The 15,952-nt window shown below is 72.9% G+C and carries 11 protein-coding genes; 7 read left to right on the forward strand and 4 right to left on the reverse strand.

Annotation, left to right across the window (positions count from 1 at the left end; all coding sequences use genetic code 11):
- Positions 1-161 precede the first annotated feature (161 nt).
- From ABZ573_RS30415 to ABZ573_RS30425, 3 genes are all read right to left on the reverse strand, one after another.
- Positions 162-1,208 (reverse strand): hypothetical protein, encoded by a 1,047-nt coding sequence (locus tag ABZ573_RS30415; protein WP_358122478.1) that lies wholly within the window; start codon positions 1,206-1,208, stop codon positions 162-164.
- Positions 1,209-1,360: 152 nt separating this feature from the next.
- Complete coding sequence (locus ABZ573_RS30420) at positions 1,361-6,823, reverse strand: carboxyl transferase domain-containing protein (RefSeq protein ID WP_358122480.1); 5,463 nt, start codon at positions 6,821-6,823, stop codon at positions 1,361-1,363.
- Between the two features lie 274 nt (positions 6,824-7,097).
- The gene (locus ABZ573_RS30425) at positions 7,098-7,478 is read right to left on the reverse strand and encodes an MmcQ/YjbR family DNA-binding protein (protein ID WP_151454914.1); all 381 of its coding nucleotides are present in this window, start codon (positions 7,476-7,478) and stop codon (positions 7,098-7,100) included.
- 324 nt (positions 7,479-7,802) lie between these two features.
- Between ABZ573_RS30425 and ABZ573_RS30430 the strand changes: the two genes are divergently transcribed.
- Both ABZ573_RS30430 and ABZ573_RS30435 read left to right on the forward strand, forming a co-directional pair.
- Positions 7,803-9,026, forward strand: a complete 1,224-nt coding sequence (locus tag ABZ573_RS30430; RefSeq protein ID WP_151454919.1) for a multidrug effflux MFS transporter — start codon at positions 7,803-7,805, stop codon at positions 9,024-9,026.
- Between the two features lie 92 nt (positions 9,027-9,118).
- Positions 9,119-9,955, forward strand: coding sequence for a TIGR02452 family protein (locus tag ABZ573_RS30435; protein ID WP_358122482.1), 837 nt, complete (start codon positions 9,119-9,121; stop codon positions 9,953-9,955).
- Positions 9,956-9,997: 42 nt separating this feature from the next.
- On the opposite strand, the gene ABZ573_RS30440 is transcribed toward ABZ573_RS30435, so the two are convergent.
- Positions 9,998-10,528, reverse strand: a complete 531-nt coding sequence (locus ABZ573_RS30440; protein WP_151454916.1) for an SRPBCC family protein — start codon at positions 10,526-10,528, stop codon at positions 9,998-10,000.
- 267 nt (positions 10,529-10,795) lie between these two features.
- Between ABZ573_RS30440 and ABZ573_RS30445 the strand changes: the two genes are divergently transcribed.
- The 5 genes from ABZ573_RS30445 (at position 10,796) to ABZ573_RS30465 (ending at position 15,712) form a co-directional block, all read left to right on the forward strand.
- Complete coding sequence (locus tag ABZ573_RS30445) at positions 10,796-12,121, forward strand: FAD-dependent oxidoreductase (protein ID WP_358122484.1); 1,326 nt, start codon at positions 10,796-10,798, stop codon at positions 12,119-12,121.
- Between the two features lie 158 nt (positions 12,122-12,279).
- Positions 12,280-13,656 (forward strand): FAD-dependent oxidoreductase, encoded by a 1,377-nt coding sequence (locus ABZ573_RS30450; RefSeq protein ID WP_358122486.1) that lies wholly within the window; start codon positions 12,280-12,282, stop codon positions 13,654-13,656.
- Between the two features lie 137 nt (positions 13,657-13,793).
- On the forward strand, positions 13,794-14,774 hold the full coding sequence (locus tag ABZ573_RS30455) for a helix-turn-helix domain-containing protein (protein ID WP_358122488.1): 981 nt from the start codon (positions 13,794-13,796) through the stop codon (positions 14,772-14,774).
- Between the two features lie 100 nt (positions 14,775-14,874).
- Positions 14,875-15,309 (forward strand): hypothetical protein, encoded by a 435-nt coding sequence (locus ABZ573_RS30460; RefSeq protein ID WP_151455688.1) that lies wholly within the window; start codon positions 14,875-14,877, stop codon positions 15,307-15,309.
- Positions 15,310-15,364: 55 nt separating this feature from the next.
- A complete protein-coding gene (locus ABZ573_RS30465) occupies positions 15,365-15,712 on the forward strand; it encodes a hypothetical protein (RefSeq protein ID WP_327028251.1) in 348 nt (115 codons plus the stop codon).
- Positions 15,713-15,952 lie beyond the last annotated feature (240 nt).

The raw sequence follows: 15,952 nt of genomic DNA on the forward strand, positions 1-15,952 counted from the left end.
GGTGCGTCCGGTCGTCACGCGGTGGGGGATCCGACGCTGTGGTCCCCGGCCTGCACTGGCCGGGGACCACACCGGAACTACCTGCTACTTGGCGGCGGCGGACGGCCGCGGCTTGACGCGGAACGAACCCAGGATGATGTGACGCATCTGTGCACCTCCTCTCAACTGGTGGTGGTCAGAGACCGGGCGTGTTCGAGGGCGTCCGTCAGCTCGTCCTCGTTCACGACCAGCCGTTCTGTCAGCAGGCAGGTGCCGACCGGCGTCGTCACCAGGCTGCTGCCGGCCCTGCGGTGGACGTCCACACGGGAGGCGGCGCCGGGCCGCTCGTCGAGCGGAAATCCGAAACTGAGCCGGTGTACGCCCTGCCGGCCGGGGCGGCGCATGTCCTTCTCCCGGCGCGCCAGCGGCCGGAGCGCGTCGGCGGTGCGCCGCCAGCGCTCGGACACGCTCACCCACTCATCCGTACGGACGACGAGCTGACGCAGCTCGGGGGCGAGTGCCAGGCGCACTGCGTGTTCGCAGATCACCTCGGTCAGGTCGTCGCCCAGCCGCTGCTCCAGGGCTTCGGCCAGGACCAGCAGGTCCAGCAGGTCCTTGATCCGGAACTTGCGCTGGAACCGCTCCTCGGCCACGGCGAAGAGCCCGCACAGGTCGTCCTGTTCCACCGGCGCGACGCGCACCGGGACGCCACGAAGGTCGCCGGCGAAGGTGAACGTGGTGACGTCGGCGCCCATCGGCTTGTCGAGGTGCGGCTCGGTCGCGGGCCACTTCATCGCCACGCCGACGTGCGGCTCGTCGAGCCCCTCCAGGATGCTGACCGCCTGAGGTACGGCCCCCCAACGGTCGACCAGATCCCGTACGCAGGACCACAGGACGTCCTGGTTGGGGGCGAAGAGGTCGACGTCTCCCGACTGCCGCAGTAGCCCACGGGGATAGTGCCGGGCGATGCACGGGCCCTTGAGGACCGTCGCCCCGTACCGGCCGGCCAGCTCGGCGCCGGTCGCGTGGAGGGTCTCGACGCGCCGCTCCCACCGGCGCAGGTACGCGCCCTCCGCCTCGTTGAGCTCGAGACCCCGGGCCACCGCGGAGGAGAGCCAGGTGGCGAGGATCCCCTTGCGGTTGGCCATGTCGGCGACCCGCCAGGTGGGCAGGTCCGGCGGTGCTCCGAGCAGGCGGTCCACGACATCAAGATCGACCATGAAGAACATCAGCCTCACCGCGAGATCGGTCCATCGCGGTGAGGCTGACGTCGTCGGCCATATTTTCTCGATATCCGCTGCCGGTCGACGGTCGGCAGGGCCCGGAGGGACGGACGGCGTGACGCGCCACGGCGAGGACCTCGCCGTGGCGCGTCGCCGCGTCAGCGCAGGCGGCCCTCGATGGCGTCGATGATGCGCGGGCGCAGTTCCGCCGCGCGGATGACGGCGTCGACGGAGCCGACCTCGACCGCGCGCCGGATGTTGTGCACCCGGTCGAACTCGGCGGCCACCTCGCCCAGCTTCTCCACGCGCACCGACGAGCGCAGCTCGTCGAGCTCCGCGGTCAACGCCGCGCGTTCGGTGCCGGAGGCCGCCGCGACGCGGGCCTCCAACTCCCGAACGCGCGGGTCGGCCGCGGTGCGGGCGTTGACGTCGCCGGAGAACACCACCGCGGCGGCGGGGGCGCCGCCGAGGACCGAGGCGAACGAGCCCTCCAGCGCGAGCACGGTCATGTTCGGGTTCAGCGCCTTCGAGAACACCACGAACGCGCCACCGTGGTACCGCGAGATCACGCAGAACACGATGGGCCCGCGGAAGTTCACGATCGCGCGGCCGATCTCGGCGCCGTACTCCAGTTGGAGATTGCGCATCGACTCGGGCGAGCCGTCGAAGCCCGACAGGTTCGCCAGCACCACCAGCGGCCGGTTGCCGCTGGCCGCGTTGATCGCCCGCGCGGCCTTCTTCGACGACCGGGGGAACAACGTGCCCGCGGTGTAGGTGTCCGGGCCGTCGGTGGGCGGGAAGCCGCGCCGCGGCACCGACCGTGACTCGATGCCGATCAGGCACACCGGCATGCCACCGAGGTGTACGTCCTGCACCGCCACGGTCTCCGCGTCGGCCATGCCCGCCCACCGTTCCAGCACCGGGTGGTCCTGGTCGGAGAGCGCCCGCATCACCGTCCGGATGTCGAACGGCTTCTTGCGGTCCGGGTTGGCCTCGGCGGAGAAGATCTCGCCGACGGTGGTGAAGTCGCTGCCCGCCACGACGTGCGGGAAGGCGGAGACGTCGCGGTCGACCGGGTCGGTCGTCCGCGCCCGCCGCGGCCCCTGCTCGCCGGGCGCGACGTACGTGTGCTCGTAGTGCGCCATCAGCACGTCCCGCGCCGCGGCCAGGTTCGGCGCCCAGTACTGCGCCTGCCCGTTCGGGCCCATCACCCGGTCGTAGCCGCCGATGCCGAAGTTGTCCTCGGCCGAGACCCCGCCGGAGAAGTCGAGCGACTGCTTGCCGGTGAGCACCATCGCCGAGTCCGGCGTCATCACCAGAATGCCCTTGGTGTGCATCAGCATCGTCGCCTCGGCGTTCCAGTACGGCTGCGCCCCGACGGTGATGCCCGCGACCACGATGTTGATCTCGCCGCCGTCCTGGGTGAACTCGACGATCCGCTTGAGCGCCGCGGCCACCCAGTCCATGTTCTCCGTGCCCGACTGCATGGAGATCCGGGCGCCTGCGGACAGCGCGTACCACTCCAGCGGCACCTGCATCCGCTCGGCCAGGTCCAGCGCGGCGATCACGCGGCGGCACTCCGGCTCCGACAGCGCGCCGAGCGCCTTCGTTGGGTCGCCTAGCAGCACGACCCGGGTGACGCCCTGCGGGTGCCGCCGGGTCGGCGTGGTCACCACGCCCGCCACGATCGCCGCGCTGTTACGCCCCTTCGGCCGCTCGACCGGGACCAGCGCGTGGTCGTCGTCGAGGTCGTGCTCGACGAAGGTGCCGAGCAGGGCGGTCAGCTCGTACGGGTAGACCGCGTTGCGGCTGCTCGCGCGCAGCACCTTCTGCCGGTAGTCGTCAAGCGGCTCGACCGGCTCGTCCGACGGCTCGCCGACGGTCAGCGCGGTGCCGCCCGTGGCGTCGAACGAGACGCGTACGGCGATCTTGGTCAGCTCGCCGGTCCGGCGGTCGCGCTGCCGCGCGATGAACAGGATCTCCTCCAGCCCGGCGCCCGCGGTCGTGGGCAGCACCCGCCGGGCGATCATCTCCAGCTCCGCGCGCGTGAGGTCGCTCGGCGGCCAGACGTAGACCACGATCCGGTTGGTGCTGAAGCGCTTCCTCGACGGCCGCCGCGACTGCGCGCGACGGATCGAGTCGAGACACGTGGCGAGGACGTCCTCGGCGGTGGGCAGCGCCACCAGCCGCCCGTCGTGCTCGCGCAGCTCGGTCAGGTCGCGCACCTGCGCGAACGCGACGAGGCGGTCGTCCGACGGGTTCTCCCGCGCCACGCACTGGAAGAGGTAGACCTCTTCGTCCGACGACGGCAGCCGGGTGAGGTCGAACTTGCTCAGCCGCTCCATCTGCATCCGCTGCGCGATGTACGGGTGCAGGCCGCGGATCAGCCGCTCCTCCATCATCCCGATGGTCGACGGGCGGAACGTGAAGTGGTGGTGCATCACCGCGCCGCTGCGGCCCGCGACGGTGGTGGTGAGCCTGCGGACCTGGTGCGGCAGCGGGTGCGCGCTGACGACCTCGTGCAGCGCCGCCGCCATCGCGTCGAAGTCCGCCGGCTGGTTCTCCCACGCCAGATAGATGTCGACGTCGATGGCGTCGTGGCCGCTCGCCAGCTCCGCGAGGCCGCGCAGCGCGCTGCCCAGCGCGTCGAAGCCCACGGCGGCGGAGACCACGCACGAGCCCGTCCGCTCGGCGACCACGAACGTGCAGCCCTCGACCTCGCTGGTGCGTACGCGGTTGAGGTCCTTGTTGCCGTAGTAGCGCCGGGTCAGCACCTCCAGCATGACCGCGTTGTCCACGTCGTCGCGGACCAGCCGCTGGCCGAGCAGCCGCACCAGCGGCTCGGTGGAGCGCACCATCTCGGCGACGCGCTCGGCGCGGTCCGGCGCGTCCGGGTGCGCGTCGAGGTGGCGCAGGTGCCGGCGCACGTCGGCGTAGACGCGGGCGCGGTTGCGGCGCAGCAGCGGCTGGGCGAACCAGGCGAACACCACGCCGCGCGCGAGGTCGCAGACCACCGGGAAGCGGACCTGCGTCGCGGCCACCAGCCGCTCCAGCGCGAGACCGGCGGGCTCGCGCAGCGACTCGTCCGGCGGCGGCTCCCGCAGCCAGGCGCGCAGCAGCGTCGCGACGACCGTGGCGTCGGCGGACGCGCGTTGCAGGGCGAGGAAGATCCGGAACACGGCGGCTTCGAGCTCGGGGCAGCGCTCCAGCTCGGTGACGCCGTAGTGCCCGAGCGCCTTGGCGAGCTTGGCCTGGAACGTCGCCGGCAGCCCGGCCCGGTCCACGTCGAGGTACTGCAGGTAGGTGTGGAAGTACTCGCGGGCGCTCGGCACGTGGCCGGCGCCGCCGCCGTCCTCGCCCGTCGGCCGGTTGCGGCTGAGCTCGGTGAGGTCGGCGAACACGTCGATGAGGCCGAGTTCCTCGGCCAGCGGCCGGTGACCGTCCTCGGTGGCGGCCCGGCGCGCGGCGAGGTAGTCGTCGAGCAGCCGGCGCTCGTCGTGCGGGTCGACGTCGAAGCCGAGCAGCAGGCTGCGCAGGTCCTCCTGGCCGCGCGTGGCGCGCTCCCGCGCCGGGATCCTGGCGGGCGCTTCGGGCAGGTCCAGCTCGACGGACTCGGTCGCCGCGGTCTCCCCGGCCTCGGCGTCGTCGGCGAGCGGCTCCAGCCGCAGCAGCGGCGCGCCGGTCTCCACCTGGGTGCCCACGGAGACGACGCATTCCTTCAGCCGCGCCTTGAACGGCGCCCGCAGCACCGTCTCCATCTTCATGCTCTCCAGCACCAGCACCGGCGCGCCCGCCTCGACCTCGGCGCCGACCTTCAACGGCGTGGCGACGACCAGCGCGGGGCTGGGCGAACGCAGGACACCGCCCTCGTCGCGGGTGACCCGGTGCGCCACGCCGTCCACCTCGACCAGGTGGATCGGCCCGTGCGTGCCGATGAGCAGGCGGTAGCGGGTGCCGTTGACGACGACCTGCCCGGTGTGCCGGTCGAAGCGGTCCAGCTCGACGTCGGCGGTGCGTACGGTGCCGCCCGCTTCGACGCCGACGCGGAACCGGTGTGCGCCGACCCGCGCGACGCGCACGCGGTAGTCGACGCCGCGCAGCTTGAGGTCCAGCGGCCGGCCGCTCTCGTGTTGCACCTGCGGGCGGCCGCCGAACGCCGTCGACAGCAGCCGCTGCCGCTCGACGCGCTCCTCCTCCTCGTACGCCTCGATGGCGGCGGCCGCCAGCGCGACGGCGGAGTGCCGGTGCGTGACCAGCCTGCCCTCGCCCCGGACGCGGTCGATCCAGCCGGTGTCCGCGCTGGCGTCGATCACCTCGGGCTGGTCGAGCAGGTCGAGCACGAAGCTCTTGTTCGTCGCGCCGCCCTCGATGATCACCGTGGTCTGCGCCATCGCCCGGCGCAGCCTGCCGAGCGCCTCGTCGCGGTCGCGGCCGTACGCGATGATCTTCGCGATCATCGAGTCGAAGTCGGCGGGGATGGTGTCGCCCTCGCTGACGCCGGTGTCCACGCGGATGCCCGGCCCGGCGGGCAGGTCCAGCCGCGCGATGCGGCCGGGGGAGGGCGCGAAGTCGCGGTCGGGGTCCTCGGCGTTCAGCCGGGCCTCGATGGCGTGCCCGCGCTCCACCGGCGGCTCGCCCTCGAGCCGCCCGCCCGACGCCACGTGCAGCTGCGCCCTGACCAGGTCGAAGCCGGTGGTGGACTCGGTGATCGGGTGCTCGACCTGGAGGCGGGTGTTGACCTCCAGGAACGCGAACAGCCGGTCGCCGGGGTGGTAGAGGAACTCGACGGTCGCCGCGCCGCGGTAGCCGACCGCGACGGCGAGCCGCTCGGCCGACGTCTTGAGCTCGGCCGTCTGCTCAGGACCGAGCACCGGCGACGCCGACTCCTCGATGACCTTCTGGTTGCGCCGCTGCACCGAGCAGTCGCGGACACCGAGCGCCCACGCGGTGCCCTGGCCGTCGGCGATCACCTGGACCTCGACGTGCCGGGCGCCGGTGACCAGACGTTCCAGGAACACGACGCCGCTGCCGAACGCCCGCGCGGCCTCCTGGCTGGTGCGCTCGTAGGCGTCGGCGAGCTCGGCCTCGTTGGTGATCACGCGGATGCCGCGCCCGCCGCCGCCCGCGGTCGCCTTGAGCATCAGCGGGTAGCCGATCCCGGCCGCCGCCGCCAGGGCGGCGTCCAGGGTCTCGACCGCGCCACGGCTCCACGGCGCGACCGGTACGCCGACCTCCTCGGCGATCAGCTTCGCACCGATCTTGTCGCCCAGCTTGCGCATGGCGTCCGGGCTCGGTCCGACGAAGGTGACGCCGATCCTCTCGCACAGCTCCGCGAACGCCGGGTCCTCGGCGACGAAGCCCCAGCCGACCCACGCGGCGTCGGCCCCGCTCTCCACCAGCGCGCGCTCCAGCACCTTCAGGTCGAGGTACGGGCGCGCGGACGCGGGACCGAGGTCGTAGGACAGGTCCGCCTCGCGGACGAAGGTGGCCGTACGGTCGACGTCGGTGTGCAGGGCGACGGTCTCGATCCGTGTCCCGGTCTCCGCGGCGATGTCCCGTACGGCGTGGATGAGCCGCATGGCGGCCTCACCACGGTTGACGATGGCGACACGACTGAACACCGATCGAGCCCTCCTTTTAGACCAATGATGCGCGGGCCGCGACGCGGCGGCACCTTCGGCAGTGTCCACCCTCGTGCCTGTGGATCAAAAGGTCAGGGGTCCGAATCCGTTCGGCGAACGGACGATGTTGCGGCGTTGACCAGCCAAAACGCCTGACACAACCGTGATCGTTTCCCGGCATGTGTTGCGGCCGTCCACTTCGTGGGAGGGTGATGCGCCCGGGGCGCGCTTATGTTACTGGCGGGTTCGTGTCGAACGGTGTCGCGACGGAGCCTCAGCCGGGACCGGTGCCACCGTCGACGTCGCTGAGTAGCGGGCCCGGGACACGCATCCGCCACGCGTCGGTGACGAGCTCCGTCAGGCGGTCGACGTCCACCTGCGCCAGCCGCAACATGACCAGGGGCAGCCCCTCGTACGAGGGCGTGGTGAAGAAGACCTCGGGCTCGCCGAGGAGCAACGCCTGCTTCTCCGCCTCGTCGCCGACGTAGAGCACCGCGACGTCCGTCCGGATCAGGCGCGACGTGCCGGGTCTGCGCTCGGGGTAGGACCAGACGAACCCCTTGTCGGCGACCCGGAAGTCGAAGCCCTCGCTGTCGATCTCGACCACGTGCGGCAGCGCCAGCGCCAGGTGCCGGACGTCGTCGGCGTCAGCCATCGGGGTCGCTCCGCACCATCGTTTCCCACACCCGCGCAGATTAGCTGCCACGGGTGACAACATTGTGCTGGCGCGAGGGCCCGACCGGCGGGACCCGGCCGCGCGCAGCGGCTCCGATCGCCGTTCGGCCGCCGCCGCCCGACTGTGAACTCCGTTACCTCGCCGCCCGGCGGGAATGAGATCACCGGATCCGGATTTGGAGCCAGATGTGACTCCTGCACTCTTCCCAGCCCGGCTGCCCACCGACCGGCCGGCGGCGAGCCGATGACGGCCGCCGTCGACGCCCCGCAGGGGCCGGCAGCCCCGCTGACGCCCGGTGACCTGATGAGCCCCCGGCAACGCCTGCGGCTCGTCCTCGTCCTCGGGTCGCTGATCGCGGTGGGTCCGCTGACCATCGACATGTACCTGCCCGCGCTTCCCACGATCGTCGACGAATTCCAGACCACGTCGGCGGCGGTCCAGTTGACCCTCACCGGCACGCTGGCGGGCCTCGCCCTCGGCCAGCTGCTGATCGGCCCGCTGTCCGACGCCGTCGGCCGGCGCGCGCCGCTGATCGCCGGCATCGCGCTGCACGTCGTGGCGTCGCTGCTCTGCGTCGTCGCGCCGAGCATCGCGGTTCTCGGCGCGTTGCGGGTGGTGCAGGGCCTCGGCGTCGCCGCGGCCTCGGTGGTCGCGATGGCCGTCGTCCGCGACCTGTTCGACGGTGCGGCCTTCGCGAAGCTGCTCTCCCGGCTGCTGCTGGTCATGGGGGCGGCGCCGATCCTCGCGCCGACCCTCGGCGGCGGGCTGCTGCGCTGGACGGACTGGCGCGGCGTCTTCGTGGCGCTGGCCGCCTTCGGCGTGCTGCTCGTGGTGGTCGCCGCGTTCGGCCTGCGCGAGACGCTGCCCGCCGAGCGGCGCCGGCGCGGCGGCGTGGTCGCGACCATCGGCGTGTACGGCGCGCTGCTGCGCGACCGCACGTTCGTGGGCCTGGTCCTGGTCGCCGGGCTGGCCATGGCCGCTCTGTTCGCGTATGTCGCCGGGTCGTCGTTCGTCTTCCAGGACCAGTACGGCCTGGACGAGCAGCAGTTCGGGTTGGCCTTCGGGGCGGGCGCGGTCGGGCTGATCGCGGCGACCCAGTTCAACGTACGGCTGCTGCGCCGCCACCCGCCGCAGCGGATCCTCGTGGTCGCCCTGGCCGCGGGGAGCGTGGCCGGACTGGCACTGCTCGCCTTCGCCGTGACCGGGTTCGGCGGGCTGCCGGCCCTGCTGGTGTCGTTGTGGGTGGTGCTCGCGGCGGCGGGCCTCGCGATGCCGAACGCGCCGGCCCTGGCCCTGTCCCGCCACGGCGAGGCGGCCGGCACGGCCTCCGCCCTGCTCGGCGCCGTGCAGTTCGGCGTCGGGGCGCTGGCCGCACCCCTGGTGGGCGTCCTGGGCACCGGCGCGGTCGCCATGTCCGTCGTCGTCGCGGGGGGCATGCTGGCCGCGACGGCGGTCCTGTTCGTCGTCGTGCGACCGTCCCGGCTCGCCGGCCTGGAGCCGGACGGGGTGGTCGTGGCAGCGCACTGAGCGGGCTCGGAAAGCAGTTGTCGGCGGAACGGGTGGCGGCCTAGCCTGCTGGCTGTGCACGCCCCCTGCCGGCGGATGCGCCGGGTGCGCCGGTGAGCAGCCGCCTTCGTGAGATCGCCCGACAGACGGTGGCTATCGCCGAGTCGGGCCGGTACCGCAATGGCGCCGGCGACGAGGTCGTCATCGGTGCGCAGGTGCGGGCCGCGGTCGCCGGCACCCGCCACCACCTTCCCGACGGGACGCTCACGATCGGCGACACGCGGGTCGGGGCCGGCGACGTCGAGGTGACGTACCAGTCGACGTTGCAGGCGGCCCGCCGGCTCGGTCCGGATGCGGCGTGTCTGGTGTTCGCGTCGGCCAAGAACCCGGGCGGCGGGTTCCTCGGCGGGGCGAAGGCGCAGGAGGAGAGCGTCGCACGATCGTCGGCGCTCTACCCGTGCCTGCTCGCCGCGCCCGACTTCTACGCGTTCCACCGCGGCCAACGCGACCTGCGGTACAGCGACCGGGTCATCTACTCCCCGGGCGTGCCGGTGTTCCGCGACGACAAGGGCGGGCTGCTCGACGTGGCGTACCAGACGTCCTTCCTCACCGCCGCGGCGCCGAACCTCGGCGCGATCGTGCGCAACCAGCCCGCGCACGCCCCCGACGTGCCGGCGGTGCTGCGCCGGCGTGCGCGGCGGGTGCTCGAGGTGGCCGCCGCGCACGGGCATCGGACGATCGTGCTGGGCGCGTGGGGGTGCGGGGTGTTCCGCAACGACCCCGCCACGGTGGCGGACGCCTTCGCCGACGCGCTGCGGATGGTGGACCGGTTCGACCGGGTGGTGTTCGCCATCCGCGACAACCTGTCGGGCACACCCGTGTACGGCGCGTTCGCGGAACGCTTCAGCACCTTCCCGCCGGGGCCGGCAGGCGACGCCCGTCGGGGTTGAGTGGCTCACCCGCCGGCGCCGTCCAGCCCGCCGACGCCGTGGTCAGCGTGGCTGCTCGGCGAGGTCCCGGATGCCCTGCAACGTGCCGGTCATGGCGTCCCGCAGGGCGTCCAGCCGGCGTGCGATGACCTGCTCCTCGTTCTCCGGGGCCCGGTCGATGACCAGGCTGAGCCCGGTGCGGCCGGGGCCGATCCGCACGGAGTGGGACAGCCGGCACCCGCCGCCCTCGGCGGTGAGGCGGTACTGCCAGGTGGCACCCGGTTGGTCGAGGTCGGTGGGGCCGCCGCCGAAGCGGTCGTCCGGGTCGAGCACCACCCAGCCGAAGACCCGTGGCGCGTCGAACCGCACGACGTGCGAGATGGTGCGCCACTCGCCCAGCGCCGGATGGTGGTTGTGCCCCTCGAACCGGGCGCCGAGCGTCGGCCCTTGGCTGCCGTCCAGCCAGCGCACCCGGCGCAGCTCCGGACTGAACCGCGCGGGCAGCTCGATGTCCGTGACCAGCTCCCACACCCGGGCGGGATCGGCTGCCACGTGCAGGTCGCACTCGACCGCCGGGCCGTCGACGTAGCGCACGGCATCCTCCTTCGTGTCCTTCACTGACTTCCGGTCCGCGCGCCGCACCCACCGTCGTAGGACGGGCGACACCGCACCGGACAAGGATGGCCCGTCCGGGGCCGACCGCGCAGCCCCGCACGCTCACGTGTCTCGATGCCGACGATCGACGCGCATCGCGACGGCCGGCGGTCGACCCGCCCGATCGCCGGGGCTGCACGCCGCTCCGCCGGCTGCCGCGATCCGGCGTCGCGGTCATGGCGGCGGCGTAAACGGGTATGCCGCCGCATGGGTACCGAGGTCGTCGTGGTCGGCGCCGGCTTCTCCGGGCTGGCCGCCGCGCTCGCGCTGGCCCGCGCCGGGGTGCGGACGCGGGTGCTGGAGGCGCGCGACCGGGTGGGCGGGCGGGTGCTCACCCGGTGGCTGGCCGACGGCACCCAGCTCGACCTGGGCGCCCAGTGGGTCGGCCCCACTCAGGACCGGGTCAACGGGCTCCTCGCCCGCTACGGGATCGCCACCTTCCCGTCCGCCGCGCACGGTGCGTCGCCGGTGATCTTCCCCGACGGCCGGCACGCCGGTGCCCCCGAGGCCGCCGCGCGGGTCCTCGATCTGCTCGACGCGTACGCCGAACGGGTCGACCCGGTCGCGCCGTGGGCGGGGGCCGAGGCCACCGAGTGGGACCGTACGACGCTGGCCGGCTGGCTGCGCACGGCCGCGCCGGACCCGGCCACCGCCCGGTACCTCGGGCGGCTGCTCGCGGGCGGGCTGCTGGCCGCCGGCCCGGACGAGATCTCCGTGCTCCAACTGGCGTTCTACCTGCGCTCCGGCGGCGGCAGCCGGGCGCTGCTCGCGATGGTCGGCGGCGCGCAGCAGGACCGGATCGTCGGCGGACCGCCGGTGCTGGCCGAGGCGCTGGCCGCCGCCCTCGGCCCGGACGCGGTGCGGCTGTCCGCGCCCGTGCGGGCCATCGCGCAGGACCGTGCCGGGGTGGTCGTGCACACCGACACCGACCGCGTCGAGGCGGACGCGGTGGTGGTCGCCGTGCCGCCGACGCTGGCCGGGCGCATCCGGTACGACCCACCGCTACCGCCCCTGCGCGACGCGCTCACCCAGCGGATGCCGATGGGCTCGGCGATCAAGGTGCACGCGGTCTACCCGGAACCGTTCTGGCGCGCCGACGGCCGTTCCGGCGTCGCGTTCTGCCTCGCCGGGCCGGTGACCGAGACGGTGGACAACAGCACCCCGGCCTCCCCGCGCGGGGTGCTCACCGCGTTCAGCTACGGCCCGGAGGCGAACGCGCTGCGCCGGATGCCGCCGCGGGACCGCAGGGCGCGCCTGCTCGACGCCCTCGCCGCCGTCGCCGGCCCGGCCGCCCGGCGGCCCGAGGAGTTCGTCGAGTACGACTGGTCGGCGGACGAGTGGACGCGCGGTTGCTTCTGCGGGGCGCCGACCCCCGGCTCCTGGTGCGGCTACGGCCCGGAGCTGCGCCAGCCGATGGGACGGGTGCACTGGGCCGGCACGGAGACCGCCACCCGGTGGGCGGGTTACCTGGACGGGGCGATCGAGGCCGGCGAGCGGGCGGCTGCGGAGATCCTGGCGCGGACGGGCGGCTGACCCGCCCGGACACCCCGCGAACCTGCTCGAAGGTGGCCGATGTCTGTGCGACGATCGTCGGACGTCGTGCCGTCCGGTCCGCCCCGCCGGTCCACCCACACACCGATCTCTGGCAGGCATGCGGGAAGGCCCCCACCTCGTACCCCTTGGAGAGCACGATGTCCTTGTCCCCGGCCCGGGTCCTCGCCGCGCTGAACGCGGTGCGGCCACCCGACCAGCCGTCGCCGGTCATCGGCAGGGCCGTCGTGGTCGGCGGCAGCGTCGCCGGGTTGCTGGCGGCCCGCGTGTTGTCCGACTACGCGGAGAGCGTCGTCATCGTCGACCGCGACGATCCACACGTGACCGGCGGCCGGCCGGGCGTGCCACAGGGATCGCAGCTGCACGCGCTGCTGCCCGGCGGCTTCCTCCAGCTCGAACGCCTGTTTCCGGGATTCCGCGAACGGGCCGTGGCCCAGGGGGCGATCGAGGCGCCACCGGCGGCCAGGCGGAACTACCTCGACGGCCGGCTGAAGGTCGTCGTACCCGACGACGCCGACAGCCTGGCGGGTACCCGGCCCCTCCTGGAGGGGCTGATCCGCGAGCAGGTGCTGCGGCTGCCCAACGTCAAGACGGTCACCGCCCGCGCCACGGGTCTGGTGTGCGACGGCGGCGTGGTCACCGGCGTCCACTGCGAGACCGGCGGGGCGACGGGCGTCGAGTCGGGTGACCTCGTGGTGGACGCGATGGGACGTTCGAGCAGGCTCTCCGAGTGGTTGGAGCAGGCCGGCTGGGACCGGCCCGCGCTGCGGCGGATGACCGTGGACCTCAACTACGCGACCGCGCTGTTCCGGCGTCCGGAGGCGGAACCGGAGGCCACGGTCGTCCTGGCACTGCACACCGCGAGGATGTCGTCGGACGTGGCCGGCGCCGCGTTCTTCGCCGTGGAGGACGGCCGGTGGATGGCCATGATGGCCGGCTACGGCGCCAACCGCCCGGGGCGCACGGCGGACGACTTCGTCCGCCGGCTGCGGGAAGAGTTCCCGCCGGAGTTCGGCGAGGTCGCCGCGAACGAGATGCTCGGCGAGGTGCAGACCTACCGCCACGCCGACAGCCGGCGACGCGACTTCCACGGGCTGAGGCGCCTGCCGGCCGGGCTCGTCAGCGTCGGCGACGCGGTTGCGTCGTTCAATCCGGTGTACGGGCAGGGGATGACGGCGGCGGCGCTGCACGCGGCCTGCCTGTCGGCGTACCTGCGGTCGGGCCCGGACCTGGGCGCGCCCGCGCGCCGGTTCTTCGCCCTGCAGAAGGTCGTGGTCGACGTCGCCTGGTCGATGTCGACCTCCGCCGACCTGGCGCTGCCGCACGTCGACGGGCCCTACCCGCGCGGCTACCGGCTCTCCAGTTGGGCCAGCAGGCAGATCGTCACGGCGACCGTCACCGACGTGCCGACCGCCCGGCGCTTCAACGAGGTCGTCTCCATGCTTGCGCACCCGAGCTCGCTGGCCACCCCCGGCGTGCTCCTGGGCGCGCTGCGCGCCAACCGACGGGCCCGCTGACCGCGCCGTCCGCCGCCCCGACCGCCCGCGTCCGGGGCGGGGCTGCGCGTCCGGCCGGGGTTCCTTCGGCGAGTACGGGGTGGCCGCTGGGCGGTTCATCGGATGGGCTCGGCCGTGTCGGTCACTATGGTTGGTCGATGGACGTTGTCAGCACTGCCGACGTCTCGCCGGGTGACCGGTTCGCCTTCTGGCGCGAGGTCAGCGCGAAGCTCTGGGTGCCGTACGAGCTGGCCCGGCAACGGCAGGCGGAGACCGGCTTCGAGGCGCGGGTCGGCATCAGTGAGTTCGGCCCGGTGCAGGCGACCCTGATGACGACGATGGCGCACTCGGTGCGCCGCACGCCCCGGCTGATCCGGCAGGCCGACCCGGAAGTGTTCAAGGTGAGCTGCATGGTCAGTGGCAGCGGCACGCTGACGCAGGACGGCAGACGCGCCGATTTCGGCGCCGGAGATCTCGTGCTCTACGACACCTCGCGTCCGTACGTGGCCGAACTCCGGCCGGACGATTCGACGAGCCGGATGCTGCTCCTGCGTTTCCCACGGGCGCTGCTGCCGTTTCCTCCCCGGGAACTGCGTGAACTGAGCGCCGTCCGCATTCCCGGCGCCCGTGGCGTCGGCGCGCTGTCGTCGCGTTTCCTGCTACAGCTCGCCGACCAGATGGACGAGCTGACCCCGGCCGAGACCGCGCGGCTGGCCACCCTGACGCTCGACGTGCTGATCGCGGCGTTGGCCGACGCGCTGGACACCCGGAGGATCGTCCCCGCGGACACGTGCCGGCGGGCGCTGACCGCCCGCATCCGCGCCTTCATCCAGGACCATCTCGGCGACCCGGACCTGACCCCGGACATGATCGCCGCAGCGCACCACATCTCCGTGCGCTACCTGCACAAGCTGTTCCAGCGGGAGGAGCACACCGTCGCCGGCTGGATCCGCGAACAGCGCCTCGAACGGTGCCGACGCGACCTCGCCGAACCCCGGCTCGCCGCCCGTACGATCAACGCGATCGCCGCCCGGTGGGGTTTCACCAGCGCCGCGCACTTCAGTCAGGCGTTCCGCGCCCGTTACGGCCAATCGCCCACCGAGTTCCGCCAGCGGTTCCGCACCGTGCACGGAGACTAAACACCTGTGCGCCCAGCCACAGCGACATGAGTGGATGCGGCGGGCAGTCTCGTCTCAGGTAGTCGGCTCATCCGAAGCGACAGCACTGAGAAGGGAAATTATGCGCTTGTGGGCAAGGAAACTTTGCCGGGTCACCGCCGTGGTCCTGGCCCTCGCCATGCTGCCGGTCGTGTCCGGCACGGCGCAGGCCGCCGACGTGGCCTACAACCAGAAGAACCAACGCCTGGAAGCCAGGCCGAACAGCGGGATGCCGATCGCATCGGTCAGCCGCGAGATCACGTTGCGGGACGGCACCTACGGCTGGTGGACGTTCCCCACATCGGCACCGTGCCAGACCTACACCGGCCGCATCCTGCCCGGCACGTACACCTGGACGGACCAGCTCTGGCCCGGCGTTCCCAGCGTCGGAACCTACCGGCACCACAGCTATCTCACGGAGGAGGACGGCGGCTGGTCGTACCACATCCAATGTGACTTCCAGCTGTCCGCCACCGGTTCGTACACCTGGGGTAGCGGTCTCGATCCCCACTTCTGATCCCGCATCCACCGGCGGAGCTGACAGTTCCGTCACGTCGTCAAGGGAGATCCGCATGAGACTCGTACGCATCTCGATCGCCGCCGTCATGCTGGGCAGCGCCGCCGTGCTGGCGGTGGCCGCTCCGGCCCAAGCGTCCTGCCCGCAGGGGATCGCCAGCTTCGAGCCGCAGGTCAACGGCACGTTCGCCGGGACCGGCATCAACATCCGCACCGGGCCCGGCTCCGACTGCACCTCGCGCGGCCAGGGTCAGCCCGGCCAGACCGCGACGTTCCGCTGCTGGCGGACCGGGCACGACGGCGCCCGCTGGACCTACCTGCACAACCGCGCGACCGGCGTGTCGGGCTGGTCCCGAAGCGATCTGCTCTCCGGTGGGGGTGCCAGGGTCTCGTGCGGCATCTGATCCGCAGCGCGGGGCCTCCCGAGGTGACATCGTCTCGGGAGGCCCTCGCCTCGTTCAGTCCGCGCACCACCGCCGATTCACGGTCGTCCGAGACTCGGCGCCTCCTGCCCCGGACCCGCTACGTAGGAATTCGAGCCACCCTCACAGGGTGGTTTCGCCGTTGAGGCCGAAGAAGTCGTGCCATTTGGTGCTGGGGTTGAAGGTGGTGCCGGTGGAGAGTCCTACGTAGACGTCGTTGGT

This window comes from Micromonospora sp. NPDC007220 (genome assembly GCF_040634035.1).
Classification (GTDB): domain Bacteria; phylum Actinomycetota; class Actinomycetes; order Mycobacteriales; family Micromonosporaceae; genus Micromonospora; species Micromonospora reichwaldensis.